The following is a 17273-nucleotide window of genomic DNA, read 5'->3' as shown; positions in this document are numbered from 1 at the left end:
GCCAAAGATAGTATATCCGACCATATCGAAAGGATAGTTGTTCACATACCCTAAGATAGCCGTATAAGAAGGGAGGAAACCTGGTTGACCATGGACAAAGAAAAATCGGCACCTGTCGTGGCCATCATCGGGCTGGGGTATGTCGGGTTGCCTCTTGCCATGCTTTTTGCCTCCAAACGGGTGTCTGTTATCGGGATAGACGTAGATACAAAAAAAGTAGAAATGCTCCATTCCGGCAAAAGCTATTTGACCGACATACATGATTGTGAGGTTGTCTCGCTGTTTGACACAGGATGCTTTACAGCGACAGATGATTTCTCGCAAATCCGTTTTGCGGAAGCGATTATCCTATGCGTGCCTACCCCGCTGCGGGATCATTCCTATCCCGATCTGAGCTATGTTCAGGCCGCAGCCAAATCTCTTGTCCCGTATTTGCAAAATGGGCATCTGGTCGTGCTAGAAAGCTCGACATTTCCCGGAACGACAGAAGAGGTATTGCTGCCTATCTTTTCTTGGAACGGACTTAAGGTTGGCAAAGACTTCTATCTTGGCTATTCGCCAGAGCGGATTGATCCTGGAAACAAACAGTTTTCATTAGGAGATATACCAAAGGTAATCAGCGGAATAACGCCAGACTGCCTGGAAAAGGTGAAAGAGGTGTACCGTTTCGCTTTTCGCCAGCTCGTATGTGTCACCACTCCGAAGACGGCGGAGATGACGAAGCTTCTGGAGAACTGCCAACGGTTCGTGAACATCTCCTTCATGAATGAATTTGCTATCATCTGCGCGGAAATGGGGATCGATGTGTGGGAGGTGATCGAAGCGGCCAAAACAAAGCCCTATGGTTTTACCGCCTACTATCCCGGTCCTGGCATCGGCGGACACTGCATACCGGTCGACCCGCTCTATCTGCAATGGAAAGCCAAACAGTACGACTTGGAAGCGCGGTTTATCCAGCTGTCGAAGGTAATCAATGATCAGATGCCAGACTACATCATCAACCGGATCATCAAGGCGCTGGGAACCAATCAGCCCATAACGCAGCAGCGGATTCTCCTTCTCGGCTTGACCTACAAGAAGGATGTCAACGATACACGGGAATCGACTGCATTGGCCATTTACGAGAAATTGGACAGTTTGGAACTGAATGTCTGCTACCATGACCCGCTTGTGCCCCAGGTCAAGGTAAACGGAAGGGAAACGAAAAGCGTCGAGCTCTTCCCGGAAAGTTTGTCAGCCTTTGATTGCGTCGTGCTGTTGACTGATCATACAGGGCTGCCTTACGAGATGATCGGAAAACACGCCAGACTGCTATTTGATACGCGAGGAGTCTTTACCAAACAGCAAGATAATCTCATATCACTGTAGGGAGGAGATTCAGCGTGAAAATTCTGGTGACGGGGGGGGCCGGATTTATCGGCTCCCATCTAATAGAGCGCTTGTTACGCGAACAGCACGAAGTGTGGGCGCTGGATGACCTGTCGACCGGCAAGCGGGACTTTGTGTCTCCCTTACAAGCACATCCACTGATGCACTTTGTGCAAGGGAGTGTTCTGGATCGGGAACTGTTGCAGGAGCTAATCAAAAAAGTGGATGCGATCTATCATTTGGCCGCGGTGCTGGGGGTCAAAAATACAGTCGAGAATCCGTTGAAGGTGATCGAAGGAAACATTGACGGCACAAAGCTTGTTTTGGAAGCAGCCTTCCCTGATCAGAAAAAAGTGATTTTTGCTTCTACATCCGAGGTCTACGGGAAGAATACAGCGATTCCTTTCGGCGAAGACGATGATCGCATACTCGGCTCTACCGCAACGCATCGCTGGTGTTATTCTACAGCCAAGGCTCTGGATGAACATCTTTGCCTGGCTTACGCTTCGATGGGCCTGCCGGTTACGATTTTGCGGTACTTCAACACGTACGGACCAAGAGCGACCTCTTCCGCGTACGGCGGGGTAATTCCTCGGTTTGTTACCGCCGCTATCAAGGGAGAACCGCTCTCTGTTTATGGTACAGGTGAGCAGACCCGCTGCTTCACCTACGTGCAGGATACAGTCGAGGGAACCTTCCGGGCTTTACAGCCAAACGCGGATGGACTCGTCATCAATATCGGCAATGACATGCCGATGACGATCATGGAAACCGCCAAATTGATCGTTCAGCTGGCCAATTCGACGTCACCGATCATCAAGCTTTCGTATGAAGAAGCCTACGGCCCCGGGTACGAGGACATGCAAAGAAGGCAGCCTGATTTGCAGCGAGCCAAAGAGGTGCTGGACTACAGCCCGCAGGTTTCTTTGACCGAGGGACTGAAGTTGACGATAGACTGGTACAGGGAGAATCTGCAGGCAGCGGGGAGCGACTCCTGATGCGCGTATTGGTGACGGGAGGAGCGGGGTTCATCGGTTCGCATATCGTCGAATTGCTCGTGGAGCGCGGGGATGAGGTGACGGTCGTGGATAACCTCTCGACAGGGGACCACTCCCGTCTTTCCCGTGATGTGCAGCTGATCGAGAAGGATATCCGCGCGCATGATCTCACCGACCTTTTCCGGTCAATTCGGCCGGAAGCCATCATTCATCAGGCTGCACAGGTGGACGTCGCGAAGTCTATGTCCGAACCGCTCACCGACGGTACGGTCAATGTCATGGGCACATTGAATGTCGTGGATGCGGCTGTCAAATGCGGTGCGTGGAAAATCGTGTTTGCCTCTTCCTGCGCTGTTTATGGGGAGACGTCGGAAGAAAAGATCACCGAGACCCATCCCATCCGGCCGATTTCCTTATACGGCGCTTCCAAGTGTCTCGGCGAGTGGTATCTGGACTGGTATTCCCGGATTTACGAGATCGAGGCAAGCGTGCTGCGCTATTCCAATGTGTACGGCCCTCGCCAAGGCGTCAAAGGGGAGGGCGGTGTCGTTTCGATCTTTACACGACAGCTTTTGGCAGGGGAAACACCGGTTATCTTTGGAGACGGCAAACAGACGCGCGATTTTGTCTTCGTCAAAGATGTGGCGGAAGCAAATGTACGGGCGTTGTCGTCTGGCTTGGGAACCATTTGCAATATTAGTACGGGTACAACGACAACGGTCCAAAGACTTTGCGAGCTGCTGCAGATCGAGACAGGAAACAGGGGAGAGATCAGCTACCAGGCGGAGCGGAGTGGCGATATTCGACATAGCTGTCTGGACAACACAAAGGCAAAAGAGTTTTTGGGCTGGGACCCTGTTACGACGTTGCGCAAGGGACTCGAAGAAACGGTCTCGTTTTTTTCCAACGGAGGAGAAGCAGGAGGATAATGGCGCGTGCCTCCTCTCTTTACGGCACGTGCAAATAATCACGATTGTCGGTTCTATAGAAGCTGTCAGCTAGGAAAGAAAGCGGGACCGGGCGGGTCGTTTAAGATGAAAAAAGAAAAAACAGGGCTTGGCTTTTTTCATTATGCAAGGATGAAATCAGGCTTCTCCAAGCTCTGTTTTTCATTTTTCTTTTCTTTCCTTTTATAGTACGATAGCCTAGAAGGAAAATATGTACATAGAAAAGGGGCAGATTACATGAGCGTCCACATTGGAGCAAAACCTAACGACATTGCAGAAACGATTTTGTTGCCGGGCGATCCCCTGCGAGCCAAATACATAGCGGAGAATTTTTTGGAAGGTGCGGTTTGCTACAACAACGTACGCAACATGCTCGGCTTCACCGGGACTTACAAAGGACAACGGGTATCCGTGCAGGGGACAGGCATGGGCGTGCCATCGATCTCGATCTACATTCACGAACTGATGGCGGAGTACGGCGTACAAAACCTGATCCGCGTCGGTACGTGCGGCGCCATTCAAGAAGATATCAAGGTACGTGACGTCATCATCGCCATGTCTTCTTCGACAGACTCCCAAGTCAATCGTCTGCGATTCAACCAAATCGATTTTGCTCCTACCGCAAATTTCGAATTGCTGCACAAAGCGTACCAGGCTGCAGTAGGCCGCAACCTGTCGGTAAAAGTGGGAAATGTGTTTACGAGCGACACGTTTTATCAGGAAAGCCTCGATTTGTACAAAAAACTGGCGAGTTATCAAGTCCTGGCAGTGGAAATGGAGACAACGGCTCTGTATACGTTGGCTGCACAATTCAAGCGCAAGGCGCTTTCCATCCTGACGGTAAGCGACCATATCTTGACCGGAGAGGCTACTTCCGCAGATGAGCGTCAAACGACATTTCATACAATGATCGAAGTCGCGTTGGAAGCGGCTACCAAGCAATAAGGAAAGTTCCCGATGACTCAAAGCAAAACACCTCGGCATCGGCAAGAACGCAGAGGATAAGCTTATTTCAAAGCCTGCGGCGAAAACGCTGGGGCTTTTTTGCTTGCAGCGGATCTTTTAGCCGGGCCTCTTTTATTACATAGAAGAGGGCTTTTCCCCAGCCCTCATCTGATTAGTTTCGCTTAACCCGTTTGAATTTTGACAAGATGACTGCTATTGCCGTGGTCAATGCCAAAAGAAGAAGGGCGTAAAGGCCGTACCGGTGGATGTATGCTACGACAATATACCACTTTTCTCCGAGAAAAAAGCCCAATAACAGAAACGTGAGACTCCACAGAAACGCGCCGCAGTATGCATAGAGGGCAAATCGGGGAAAGTCCATGCGCGACATCCCGGCAAGGCAAGCCGTTAAATGTTCTGACGCCGGGAATGAAGTATCCGAAAAGGAGCAGATATGGCCCAAACGTTTGAAACAAGCGGTCTGTACGTTCAATTTTCTGGTCCGCTATATGTAGCTCGGGTTCGACTTTTTTGAAAAAAGGGAGGCCCAGCTTGTTTCCGATGAAATAACTGATCGTGATACCGGCAGTGGCACCTAAAAATGCGCTGAGCAAGGAAAGAGGGAAGCGCAAGTTACCATGAAAGATATCGTACCCGATTTGAGACTCCCACGGCTAAAGCCGCAAGCTGACACCCTCGGTATCAGTGGGATTCTTGGGTGGTAGTCGGAAGTGCATTTCTGCTATCCGTAGTTCCCCCAAGTTCAGGGCTGTCTCATCAGCCCGTCCCACGGCAGAGCATATAGCTCCGTAGGCTGGCAGACTGTTACCATCTGCCACAGGTTTGCTCTTACAAATGTTTTAGCGTCTTGTTCTTGACGACTTCATACATTTTACGCTCAAGAAGATTCGCTTGAGCACCCCCATATGTATGCTGTTTTCAAAGAGCGGTGATTGTTTTAACGTCTTTTACTTGACGGCTCAAAGAGCATATCCTGATTATACCAAATCAGGTTTGCCCTGCCCATCCCATGAAGGGATGTTCGGGCAAAGCCGTCTTTCATCCCACGATGAAAACCGTGGGCTTTCAGTCGGCAATTATTGTAAGTCAGGATAAAAAGGAAGCTTGACTCGCAAATTGAGTCGGTAAACCGCTTTTTGTCCTGGTGCGAAAGATGGAGGGCTGTCAATTTCTGTGGTAAAATCACTAGACAACGTAGATTTCCTTCTAAGTATGGTTGTCTTGACAATTCCCACCAAAGAGGATGATCTACGTTTTTTGCAATGTCTAAACGACTTGCGCTGATGAATCATTGAAGTGATGAACATTCAGCAATTGTAAAAGTAGCGGCCTTTGAAAAATCGGTGAGTTTTTGAAAACGGAAATAATGAAGAAAGGTAGTACCTGATTTTTTTTGTTTAAGTTTATGCTAAATATTTCTAATAATTACAATTTATTTAATTTAAACAGAAGAAAACATGTGCGGATAAATCTTCAAAATCTCGATAAGTGATGGCTCAACTGTTCGGAAATAATTTTGTTCTTTTTTTCGATAGTAGGAGGTAAACATGGGTAATACGATACATATTACTCTTCCTTTTGCAGGGGGAGGTTCATCTGTTTATATGAGTTGGAGAATCTATATGCCACCCGAGGTGCAACTTATCCCATTGGAGTTACCCGGCAGAGGGAAACGGTACAGGGGAGGAGCAACTGGATGTCAAAATCACGCTCAATTTGGTTTCTTATTTGAGAGGTGCATTTGATGCAGGGTTTGTTACAATTCGACGCAGCCATATGGGTCCGTGTATTCGGAACGTTTTTAACAAAGGTTGCGCAATTCATGATGTATCCGTTTTTGGTGTTGTATATGACTGAAAAATTCAACTCCCCTGTTACAGTCATTACAGCCGTTATTGGGCTAGAGTCCATTGCCGGCTTCTTCATTAACTTGTTTTTAGGAGGACTGTCGGATCGAATTGGTCGAAAGCGAACGATGATGGTATCACTAGCCGTACAAGCGATATGCTTAACCGGGTTTATTTTTGCTGATTCACTCTGGGTATTTGCTGTGTTTATTGTGATCTTGGGAGCAGGAAGCTATATTTTTTTCCCGGCTGCAGATGCGCAGATCGCGGATAGTGTACCTGTTGAAAAGCGAGCCAAGGTGTACGCAATGCTTGGAACTGCGGCTTCCTGCGGGATTGCCGTGGGTCCTATGGTTGGATTATTTACCTTTAAAGCAAATCCAAGCTTTGTGTTCTTATTTTTCGTCTGTGTCTCTTTACTTTATCTCGTTCTCGTTTGGTGGAAAATTCCCGAAACGCTTCCGAAATCAACTGAACATGCAAAAAATAATAAAAGAGCGAATGTTTACAAAATATCTGTAAGCAAACACAAGCATCTGCTTTTGATTACTCTCCTAGCCATTCCTACTTCTCTGTTTGCCACTCAGGACTGGTCTACATTTCCACTCTATTTAAAAGAGCGAGCACCAGAAAACTATGAATGGATGTATTCCTCTCTCTTATCTCTTGGTTCAATTGCTTCAGCTACCCTGCAGATTTGGATTGCCGCAATTGTAGAAAAGCGGCGCGCAAGCCGTGTGATTCTTTTCGGGTATATGATCGTAGCTTCTGCAGCACTCGGTTACGCTTTTTTCATCCATTATGGCGTTCTGGTTGCAGTACGTGTCATTTCTGTAGTGGGAAGCACGCTCTACAATATTCATCTCGACAAATTTATTTCCATCTATGCTCCCGAAGATATGAGAGGCCGGTATTTTTCGATCTTCGGTCTTCATTGGAGGGTTTCGGAAGCGCTTGGCCCCTTCCTTGGAGGTGTGTTGCTTACCGCCTTTAGCGGCAGGGTCATGTATGTTTTCTTTGCCTTATTACTGATAGTGGCGGGATTGTTCCTTTCCGCTATGATGGAACGGCTCAGAGACTCCACGGCAAAACTGAGCCCAAAGGAGGAATGCTGATCCGCTACTTCTTATCCTTTTGGGCGAAGATCGTCGATTTTTAAAAGTGAAACGAAGAATGGTGGGGGGAGTACCATGCAAAATCATAAGAACAGTTCTACCATGGTTGAAGTCATTCAAGCATATGCGAAACTTCAGCCGGACAAACGCGCTTTCACATTTCTGGAAAACAACCTCAGGAATGAAACCAGCCTGACCTATCATCAATTGGATAAATACGGCAGGGCAATTGCCAAGCGATTGAAAGAATCAGGTATTAGGCCAGGTATGCGTGCCTTACTATTGTTTCAACCTGGATTGGATTTCATAAAAGCCTTTATCGGCTGTTTGTATACCGGAGTAATCGCTGTACCTGCTTATCCGGTTAAAGCGAACCGACACGTGGGCCAACTCCAATCGATTATTGAGGATGCTCAGCCCCAAGTGATGTTGACAACAGCCAAAGTCTATGAACAAACGTCAAGCCGCCAAAATGATTTTTTCACTAACCGACACTGGATAGCGATTGAGAACATCAGTCCTGACGGAACCGAACAAGATCATGACTATTTTCCGGACCAAGAGATGATTGCATTCCTACAATATACTTCCGGCTCAACAGGAACACCAAAAGGAGTCATAGTTAACCATCACAATCTGATGCAAAATGAGCGGACGATCCAGCATGCGTTTCAACAAGATTCTGACTCGATTATTTTTGGATGGTTGCCTTTCTATCATGATATGGGCTTGATTGGAAACATCCTGCAGCCGCTTTATTCCGGTGCGACATGTGTTCTGATGTCGCCAATGGAATTTATCCAAAATCCGTTTTTATGGTTAAAGGGGATTTCAGACTACAAAGCGACAACCAGTGGTGGACCGAATTTTTCATATGAACTATGTATTGACAAGATTACGGATGAGCAGATAAACCAGTTGCATTTAAGCTCATGGAAAGTCGCTTTCAATGGAGCAGAGCCGATACGCGCTGACACACTCAAGAAATTCTCGCAGAAATTTTCCGTTTGCGGTTTTCAAGAAGCCTCATTTTTTCCATGCTATGGCTTAGCCGAGTCTACCTTGTTTGTGTCGGGTGGGCCGACACATCGCCTTCCCGACTCCAACAGGAAAGAAAGCAATCGAGTGAGCTGCGGCCGGGCAATCGGTCAGGATACAGTTAAAATTGTGAATCCCGATTCGCTGTTGGAATGCAGTCCAGGGGAGGAGGGCGAAATTTGGGTATCGGGGCCAAGTGTGACAAAGGGATATTGGGAGAAAACCGAAGAAACGCAAAAAACGTTTCACGCGTATATTTCCGATACAAATGAAGGTCCATTTTTACGAACCGGCGATGTGGGGTTCCTGGAAAACGATGAATTGTTTATTACCGGAAGGATTAAAGATTTAATCATTATCCGTGGGAGAAACTACTATCCGCACGATATCGAAAATACAGTCGAGAAAAGTCATAAAGCTTTTCAGCCTTCCGCTTGCGCCGCTTTTTCCGTTTTATCCGAGGGCGAGGAAAAGGTAGTCATCGTGCAAGAAATCAAGCGTGGAGCGAGAAAGGATGTCAACAAAGAAGAATGTGCGCGGATCGTTCGTAAAGCAGTCGGAACCCGGCATGAATTGCACGTTTCCGACGTCGTGTTTGTATATCCGGGGAGCATTCCCAAAACAACGAGCGGAAAGGTTCAGCGTTTTTTATGTCGAGATCTATACCTTGAAAACAACCTGAAAACCATTGGCGCAGAACACTGCGTTCATCAGATCAACAAGCCGGCGGATACAGAGGAAATCCCTTTCGAGCATGCGGAGGCGAATGAAACGAAAAAGAAAATCGTCGCTTTCCTGGCAGATGCGACATCAACAATCGTGAAAGTACCTGTTACGCCAAAAGATTACGGCCAATCGTTTGTGTCGCTGGGAGTCGACTCATTAGCTGCCATTGAATTAAAACATATCATCCAGAAAGAGACCAAATACGAGATTTCAGAAGCGAGCTTACTCCAAGAGACTACGATAGAACAATTGGCGGAAGCCATCCTGGAAAAGAGTGAGTTCCGAACACAGCTGCAACAGGAATCCTTCCGGTACGAGAGCGTACACGAGAAGGAAACGCATAGTCTCCTCTCATACGGTCAAAAATCAATGTGGGTCATGCAACATTTGAAAGAAGCGGATACGGCATATAACGTTCATTATGCGTTGAACATTCATTCGACATTGAATGTTGCGGCCTTGAAAAAAAGCATTGACCTTATTTTTGAACGCCATCCTGTCCTGACCGCGACCTTTGTAGAGATTGAATCAGAGCCGATGCAGCGGTTTGGGGACAGGGATATGCAAGCTTCGCAATTCCATTATCGAGATGCAAGCGGAATGAGCGAAAAAGCGCTTCAACAAGAGCTTGAGAGCTTGGTGCATACCCCTTTTGATTTGCTGCGCGATCCCTTATGCCACATCTATCTTTTTGAGAAAACACCCACTGAATATGTACTCCTGTTTGTTTTTCATCACATCATTACCGACTTGTGGTCGATTTCCGTCTTCATGTCCGAGCTGAGAGATTATTATGAGCAGGTATCGAACGGAAAAATCCCGGCGGTCGCTCTTTCGAACATGCAATATCCCGATTTTTGCAAATGGCAAGCGGAAATGATCCAAGGGGAGGAAGGGGACAGGTTATGGAAGTACTGGAGTAAGCAACTCGAAGGACCGCTCCCTGTTTTAAAACTTCCACAAGACCGCGTGATCGGTGACAGGGCTGCCGCAAAGACAAACGTTGTGACCATTGAGCTGCCAACAGCCCTAGCCCAAAAATTGAAAGCATTTGCGGCAAGCAAAGATGTCACGAATTATATTCTCTTGTTATCCTTGTACAAAATCCTGTTGTTTCGTTATACGGGAGCAGAGGATATGATCGTTGGTTCGCCAACAGCCGGCCGCAGCCAAAAAGAATTTCTGGACACGGTTGGTTATTTTGTCAACCCCATCGCACTCCGCACAAAAATAACAGGAAGTCTGACATACGCGCAATTTTTGGAACAAGTTCGAGCGGTTACGCTTGATGGGATGAGCCATCAAAATTACCCGTTTTCGTTACTCGTCGATCGTCTGCAAGTGGAACGATCTGTCCATGTTCATCCTGTTTTTCAGACAATGTTTGTCTTCCTGAAAAGTCATCTGTTCCCTGACATAACGTTTTTATCCGGGCCGCATGAGAACGCGACATTAACTCGGTTCGGCGGACTCTCGGTCACGCCTCGTTTTATCCCGCAACAATCGCTGCAATTCGATCTCGTGCTTGAAGTGATAGAGGGTGGGGATTCGTTTGTAGCGAGCTTTAAATTTAACCCGGCTCTCTATCAATATGAAACAATCAATCGGATGGCCCGGCATTATCTCACCTTGTTAGAAAGTATTTTGGAGAATCCTGAGGAACAGCTGGATGTCCTTACTCTCTTGCCATGCGACGAGAAACAAAAACTGCTGGTGGAGTGGAATCAGACCAAACAGGATTACCCTCGGGAAAAGTGCATCCATCAGTATATCGAGGAGCAGGCAGAGGTAAAGCCACAAGCAACAGCGCTAATTGACGGAAATACGATTCTAACCTATTTCGATGTAAACAACAGAGCAAATCTGGTGGCGCAGCATTTACGGAAAGCGGGAGTGAGGATCGGAACAAGAGTTGGCATTTGCATGGAACGTTCCGCTGACCTGCTCATCGGGATGCTGGGAATCTTAAAAGCTGGCGCTTCTTATGTTCCGCTTGATCCGGCTTATCCGAATGATCGCCTCTTGTTTATCATGCAGGATGCGCAAGCGTCCCTGCTGATCACACAGAAAAAATGGAAAGCTCTGGTGCGTGTGGAGAACCGTTTCTTTATCGATGACATGGATTGGTCTCAAGCTTCCAATGTGGATGAACCGAATCCTGTTGTCAATTCAGAGCAGCCAGCTTACCTCATTTACACATCCGGTTCAACAGGCAAACCAAAAGGGGTTCCCATTAAGCATCGAAGTGTGGGGGCTTTGATGAGCTGGAGTAAAACGGTTTATTCGGATGCAGACCTGAACGGGGTGTTGGCTTCCACATCGATTTGCTTTGATATTTCGGTGTTTGAGATTTTTGTAACACTCATGCGTGGTGGAAAAGTGATTCTTGCGGATCATGCACTGCAGCTTTTTCATTTACCTGCGGCAGCAGAGGTTACGTTGATCAATACGGTTCCATCAGTGATGACAGAGTTGTTGCGCATGGAAAAGCTGCCTAATCATGTCCGTATTATCAATCTTGCCGGCGAGCCTGTACCTCCGACACTCGTTCACGAATTGTCGAAAATCCCGTCGATCGGAAAAATATGGAATCTGTACGGTCCTTCAGAAGATACGACCTATTCAAGCTATGCGCTGCTCGACAAGAGCGGAAATGAACCGATCACCATCGGCCGTCCGATCAGCAATACGACCTTTTATGTACTGGATCGGCACATGCAGCCTGTACCAATCGGTATTCCGGGGGAACTGTATATTGGTGGGGACGGCTTAACAACCGGATATATAAACCTGGCTCGTCTGACACGGGAGAGGTTTGTCAAAAATCCATTCTCGTCAGCTCATGAAACCATATACAAGACGGGGGATTTGGTTCGTTACCATGCGAACGGAAACCTCGAGTTTCTTGGGCGGATGGATTTTCAGGTAAAAATTAGCGGGCAGAGGATCGAACTACAAGAGATTGAAGGAATCGTAAACAGCCATCCAAGTATTGAAAAAGCATTGGTCACTGTACATCGGGATGAACAGGATTATCAACATTTGGTTGCTTATGTGACTTGTAAGTCAGAGTTCGATGCGAGTGAAATTACCGCATTTGTAAAACAAAAACTGCCGCATTACATGGTTCCGTCTGTGTATATCCCGTTAAAATCGTTTCCCTTGACACCGAACGGAAAGATTGATCGAAAAGCGTTGCCCGCTCCAACGAGAAGGATGTTGATGCAGACGGAAGAATATTGTGCGCCCAACAGTGAAGTGGAAGAGACATTGGCAAAGATGTGGGCAGATTTACTGAAGCTCGAAAAAGTAGGAACCCGCAATCAATTCTTCCATCTGGGCGGGAATTCGCTGCAAGCGACGCAGCTCCTGTCGCGTGTAAGAGGGACATGGGGGGTTGAACTGCGTTTAATCGATTTCTTTTCGGACCCGACGATCGCGTTTTTAGCTGAAAAAATACAAAGTCACTCGGAAAACGCCAAGCCCTCAGGCACACTTCCCGCCATTGCCCGGCGCAATCGCGAAAAATATCGCGCATCTGCTCATGAACGGTAAATGCAGTCATGAAAAGTAACAAAATGAAGGGGATGAAGTATGAGTTATTACCATAATGATCGGACAGAGCATAATACAGGAGTGCAGTCTCCAGAAGAAATCTACGTCTTTCCCGCTTCGTTCGCTCAGCAAAGCTTATGGCTTCGGTACAAGATGGACCCTGACGCGGCAAGCTACAATATTTTCAAAGCGGTCAAACTGGGAGGACCCCTGGAAATTGAGGTTTTGCAAAAAAGCATTGACGAAGTCATCCGCCGTCACGAAACGCTAAGAACGACGTTTACAGAAAACGATGAGCTTCCCGTACAGATCATTTCCCCGGCTTTGCATCTGCCGATCCCGCTTATTTCCTTTACCGGCTTTCATGAGCAAGAACGGGAACAAAAAGCATATGAATGGATGCGGCAAGAGGCACAACGGCCATTCAATCTGGTTACGGGACCCTTGCTGCGCTTTCACCTTTTGAATATCGGGAAAAATGAGCACATTTTGTCTCTAACCATGCATCATATTATTTCGGATGGATGGTCCATGGGGAACCTGATGAAAGAGATAACATTGTTATACCAGGCTTTTTCAAACAATTGCCCATCACCATTACGGGAGCTGCCCATTCAGTATGCTGATTTTTCGGAATGGCAAAGAGAGTTGTTGGAAAGCAGCTCTATCCAAGCTCAAATTGATTATTGGAAACAAAAATTGGCTGGTGAACTTCCCGTTTTACAGCTCCCGACCGATTTTGCTCGTTCGCCAATTCCAAGTGAGGCAGGTGCCGCTTCTTTTTTTACGGTTCCGAAGTCATTCCAAAAGGAACTCTCGTCTTTGTGTTATCGAGAAGAGGTCACTTTATTTATGTTGATGCTTGCCGCCTTTAAAGTTGTGCTCTATCGATATTCGGGCCAAACTGACCTGATTGTGGGAACGCCAGTTGCCAATCGAAATCGCCATGAACTGGAGGAGTTGATTGGTTACTTTATCAATACGCTTGCCATTCGAACGGATTTATCCAAAAATGTGACATTCCTTGACTTGCTGCACCGGATAAAACAAACAACCTTGGAGGCCTACTCGAACCAGGATGTCCCTTTTGAAAAAATGGTGGAAGCGATCCATCCGGCACGAACTCCAGGCTACACGCCTGTTTTTCAAGTCATGTTTATTCTGCAAAATGCGCCACTTCAACCCTTGGAGCTTCCCAATCTCTCCGTCACTCCGATTGAGGTGGACAACGGGACGTCAAAATTTGATTTGACTCTCTCGTTTATCGAAACATCCGAGGGACTTGAAGGGCAAATTGCATACCGGACGGATCTATTTGAACGAGATACGATTGAAGAAATACAGGATCATTTTCTGCAGGTTCTCCAATGGGTCTGTCAAGGGGGGCAAAACATACCCGTTGCGGATATTCCCTTGCATTCTTCCAGGACGCAAAAAGTTTTCCAGGTTGATGCCCCTTCCCGATGGGAGGGCCATGCAACCATCCACTCCGTTTTTGAAGAGCAAGCATTGCGGCATCCGGACCGGGTCGCTATCAAGACAAGGAACGACTCTCTCACGTACCGTGATCTACATCATGCAGCGAACCATGTTGCCGACTGTCTTCTTGAAAATGTGCCGGCACAGGAGCAAAGGATATTTTTGTTATTTGACAACAGCTCTGCCATGGTGATTGGAACCCTGGGAGCATTGAAAGCAGGGAAAACCTATATACCGCTGGATCCAACCTATCCGCTCGAACGTCTGTCCTGCATCGTTGAGGAATGTGATGCTTCGGCAATCGTAACGAGCAGACAGCTGTCGGCACTTGCCCGGAAGCTGCGGGAAGATTTGAAGATCATAACGATTGACGACCTGAGCTTCTCTGCCCCCAAAGCCAATGTACATGTTGCCGTGCAGCCAGAAGCGGAAGCCTATATTCTTTTTACGTCGGGATCAACGGGAAAACCCAAAGGCATCATGCAAAGCCATGAAAATGTTTTGAAACATATCGAAACGTACTCTGCAAATTTGCAAATCCAGCCCGAAGACCGCTTGACACTGATTTCCTCATACAGCTTTGATGCAGGGATTATGGATATGTATGGGGCCCTGTTAAACGGAGCAGCATTATTTCCTTTTCATACCAAAGAGGAAATCGATGATATGGAATACTTTTTGTACGAAAACAAAATCACGATTTACCATTCGACACCTACGGTTTATCGCTATTTCCTGAACAAATTGCCCGATAAGCGGCTGCTGTCTACCATCCGGCTGGTCATTTTGGGTGGGGAAGAGGCATGCGAGAGAGACGCTGTTTTATACAAGGAGTATTTCTCAGACGAATGTATTCTCGTTAACGGGTACGGACCGAGCGAGTGCACGGTCGCAATGCAGTACATGATCAATAAAAAGACGAAAATCCGCAAGGGTACGCTGCCGATTGGAAAACCGGCAGCAGGGATCGAGGTTCTCTTGCTGGATGAGAACAACGAGAGAGCCGGCGTCTATGGCGAAATTGCCATCAAATGCACCCGCAATGCCCTGGGGTATTTGAATCAGCCAGAGGTAAACAGACAAGTATTTCTGCCTTGCTCCGAGGATTCGGGCAAAACGATTTACAAGACGGGCGATATGGGGAGAAAGACGCCTCATGACGAGTACGTTTTTATGGGCAGAAAGGACTCGCAAGTAAAAATTCGTGGATTTCGTATTGAGTTGGGAGAAATTGAAGAAGCCATCGCCGCACACCCGGATATCCGGGAAGCGGTCGTCGCAGCCGGAGGGGAAAGGGAAGCGAGACACCTGATTGCCTATCTGGTATCCAAAGAGGAACGAAAGCCGACTACGAGTGAAATGCGCGACTTTTTACGCCGGAAGATACCAGGTTTCATGATTCCGTCATTTTTCATGTTTATTGACAAGCTTCCCTTGACACCTACAGGCAAGATAAACCGTTTGGCCTTGCCCGCATTGGAAAATGACGAACCCGTGGACATCGTGATGCCCAGAGATGAGATTGAGGCCAGGATGACTAACATATGGGCGGGTCTGTTTGAATGCAAGCATGTAAGCATCCGCCAAAATTTCTTTGATTTAGGTGGCCATTCTTTATTGGCTACGCAATTGGTATCTCGCATACGCAGCGAATTTCATGTCGAGATGCCGATTCAAAACTTGTTCACCTTTCCGACAATTGAAGAGTTATGTTCACAGTTGAAGAAAACAATGGGAAGCACCGAACAGGAACATTCTTTTGCAGAATTGCTGAACCGCATTGAACAGCTATCGCCTGAGGACATACGAAAGAGACTTCAGGAAGAAGGGGTGCTAGGATGAATCAATTATTGCATCGCATCGAAGCACTTTCTGATGAACAATTGCAGCTATTAACGCTGTTGCAAAACCAAAAATCCATGCGCTATCGGGTTTCCATTCCGGCGATAGAGGAACGGACGAGGTTTCCTCTATCATTTTCGCAACAGCGTATTTGGTTTCTTCATCAATTCATTCCCGATAAAACCGTCTATAACATCTCTGCGGCTTTATCAATAAAAGGGGAACTGGACATTGGATTGCTGGAAGGTGCATGGAAAACCGTTATTTCCCGGCATGAAATATTGCGAACTACTTTTCACGCAGAGGCAGGACAGGTGTATCAAACCGTTTCAGCAGATGTGGAATTTTCGCTGCAGCTTCAAGAGCTGCAGGCAGAGAACGAAGAAACGTTGCTGCGTCAATTACATCATGACGCAAAAGTAGCTTTTGATTTGGAACGTGGACCGCTTTTTCGGGTGAAGCTGTATCAGGTGGGACAGCAAAAGTACGTATTGCTCCTCGTCGTTCATCATATTGTCGCTGATGGATGGTCAATGGGGGTTCTCATGCGAGAATTATCCAATATTTATCAGAATAACCAATTATTAAAACGTGGTAGCCTGCCTCCCTTGCCGTTTCAATACGGTGATTTCGCCACTTGGCAGAGGAATTGCAGGAAGGATGAGGAGTCTTTCCTGCTGCAAGCGGAATATTGGAAGCGCCAATTAAGGGAGCTGCCTGCTGCATTAGACTTACCAACCGATCATCCACGTACAAATGAGCAAACATTTCAGGGAGATCGATACCATTTGGTGCTCCCAAACCATATTGTGAGCAGCCTGGAACAGATCGCCAAGGAAGAAAATGTGTCCTTATTTCATGTGCTGTTTACCCTGTTCAACATTCTCTTGTATCGTTATACGAGCCAAACGGACGTGGTTATTGGAATCCCGATTGCAAACAGAAATACAAAGGAAATGGAGGAATTAATTGGGTGTTTTGTAAATACATTACCGATACGTACAAAATCGGGCGAAGGCGTTTCCTTTCGCAGCCTGCTTCAGCAAATCCATGCCTCTGTTACGCAGGCATATATGAATCAGGATTTTCCATATGAGCAGATGGTACAGCAGTTGAATCTGGACAAACAGGCAGAAAACGATGTGTTCCGGATCATGTTTTCGTATCAGAATATGCCGATGCCAAAATTGAACATTGCCGGGCTAAAGATCGACCACCTCGATATCACGAACGGCACGTCCAAGTTCGATCTTACTTTGTTCGCAGTTCCAGGCGACGGTCGTTTCACGCTGACGTTTGAATACAATCGGGACTTATTCGAAAAAGAGACCATCATCCGGATGGCCAGTCACTTGCGAAATCTTGTCGACTATATTACTAACCAATAGAAGT

9 protein-coding genes are annotated in these 17273 nt (G+C 47.0%); 8 read left to right on the top strand and 1 reads right to left on the bottom strand.

What is annotated here, in order from left to right:
- The first annotated feature begins 90 nt into the window (after positions 1-90).
- The 4 genes from Q3F21_RS13225 to deoD all read left to right on the top strand — a co-directional run bounded on the left by Q3F21_RS13225 (position 91) and on the right by deoD (position 4258).
- On the top strand, positions 91-1368 hold the full coding sequence (locus Q3F21_RS13225) for a nucleotide sugar dehydrogenase (protein ID WP_340253502.1): 1278 nt from the start codon (positions 91-93) through the stop codon (positions 1366-1368).
- Positions 1369-1382: 14 nt separating this feature from the next.
- Complete coding sequence (locus tag Q3F21_RS13220; protein ID WP_340253307.1) at positions 1383-2366, top strand: NAD-dependent epimerase/dehydratase family protein; 984 nt, start codon at positions 1383-1385, stop codon at positions 2364-2366.
- Positions 2366-3295 carry an NAD-dependent epimerase/dehydratase family protein gene (locus Q3F21_RS13215; protein WP_340253304.1) on the top strand — a complete coding sequence of 310 codons (930 nt, stop codon included), beginning with the start codon at positions 2366-2368 and terminating at the stop codon, positions 3293-3295. Before Q3F21_RS13220 ends, Q3F21_RS13215 begins: the two co-directional genes overlap by 1 nt.
- A gap of 255 nt (positions 3296-3550) precedes the next feature.
- On the top strand, positions 3551-4258 hold the full coding sequence (gene deoD / locus Q3F21_RS13210) for a purine-nucleoside phosphorylase (RefSeq protein WP_340253301.1): 708 nt from the start codon (positions 3551-3553) through the stop codon (positions 4256-4258).
- Between the two features lie 182 nt (positions 4259-4440).
- Here deoD and Q3F21_RS13205 read toward each other — a convergent pair whose 3' ends face one another.
- Entirely contained in the window at positions 4441-4872 is a 432-nt protein-coding gene (locus tag Q3F21_RS13205) for a hypothetical protein (protein ID WP_340253499.1), read from the bottom strand.
- Between the two features lie 1151 nt (positions 4873-6023).
- On the opposite strand from Q3F21_RS13205, the gene Q3F21_RS13200 reads away from it, so the two are divergent.
- From Q3F21_RS13200 to Q3F21_RS13185, 4 genes are all read left to right on the top strand, one after another.
- Entirely contained in the window at positions 6024-7241 is a 1218-nt protein-coding gene (locus Q3F21_RS13200) for an MDR family MFS transporter (RefSeq protein WP_340253298.1), read from the top strand.
- Between the two features lie 75 nt (positions 7242-7316).
- A complete protein-coding gene (locus Q3F21_RS13195) occupies positions 7317-12560 on the top strand; it encodes an amino acid adenylation domain-containing protein (RefSeq protein WP_340253295.1) in 5244 nt (1747 codons plus the stop codon).
- Between the two features lie 39 nt (positions 12561-12599).
- Positions 12600-15881, top strand: a complete 3282-nt coding sequence (locus Q3F21_RS13190; RefSeq protein WP_340253292.1) for an amino acid adenylation domain-containing protein — start codon at positions 12600-12602, stop codon at positions 15879-15881.
- Positions 15878-17269 carry a condensation domain-containing protein gene (locus Q3F21_RS13185; RefSeq protein WP_340253289.1) on the top strand — a complete coding sequence of 464 codons (1392 nt, stop codon included), beginning with the start codon at positions 15878-15880 and terminating at the stop codon, positions 17267-17269. Before Q3F21_RS13190 ends, Q3F21_RS13185 begins: the two co-directional genes overlap by 4 nt.
- The last annotated feature ends 4 nt before the right edge of the window (positions 17270-17273 follow it).

This window comes from Brevibacillus borstelensis, from assembly GCF_037834415.1.
Taxonomy (GTDB): Bacteria; Bacillota; Bacilli; order Brevibacillales; family Brevibacillaceae; genus Brevibacillus; species Brevibacillus borstelensis_A.
This window is presented reverse-complemented; position numbering and strand designations above follow the sequence as displayed.

Excerpts from the sequence above, each read along its gene's own strand:
- Q3F21_RS13215 (WP_340253304.1), top strand. The coding sequence starts at position 2,366 with ATGCGCGTATTGGTGACGGGAGGAGCGGGGTTCATCGGTTCGCATATC.
- Q3F21_RS13225 (WP_340253502.1), top strand. The coding sequence starts at position 91 with ATGGACAAAGAAAAATCGGCACCTGTCGTGGCCATCATCGGGCTGGGG.
- Q3F21_RS13200 (WP_340253298.1), top strand. The coding sequence starts at position 6,024 with ATGCAGGGTTTGTTACAATTCGACGCAGCCATATGGGTCCGTGTATTC.
- Q3F21_RS13190 (WP_340253292.1), top strand. The coding sequence starts at position 12,600 with ATGAGTTATTACCATAATGATCGGACAGAGCATAATACAGGAGTGCAG.
- Q3F21_RS13195 (WP_340253295.1), top strand. The coding sequence starts at position 7,317 with ATGCAAAATCATAAGAACAGTTCTACCATGGTTGAAGTCATTCAAGCA.
- Q3F21_RS13185 (WP_340253289.1), top strand. The coding sequence starts at position 15,878 with ATGAATCAATTATTGCATCGCATCGAAGCACTTTCTGATGAACAATTG.
- deoD (WP_340253301.1), top strand. The coding sequence starts at position 3,551 with ATGAGCGTCCACATTGGAGCAAAACCTAACGACATTGCAGAAACGATT.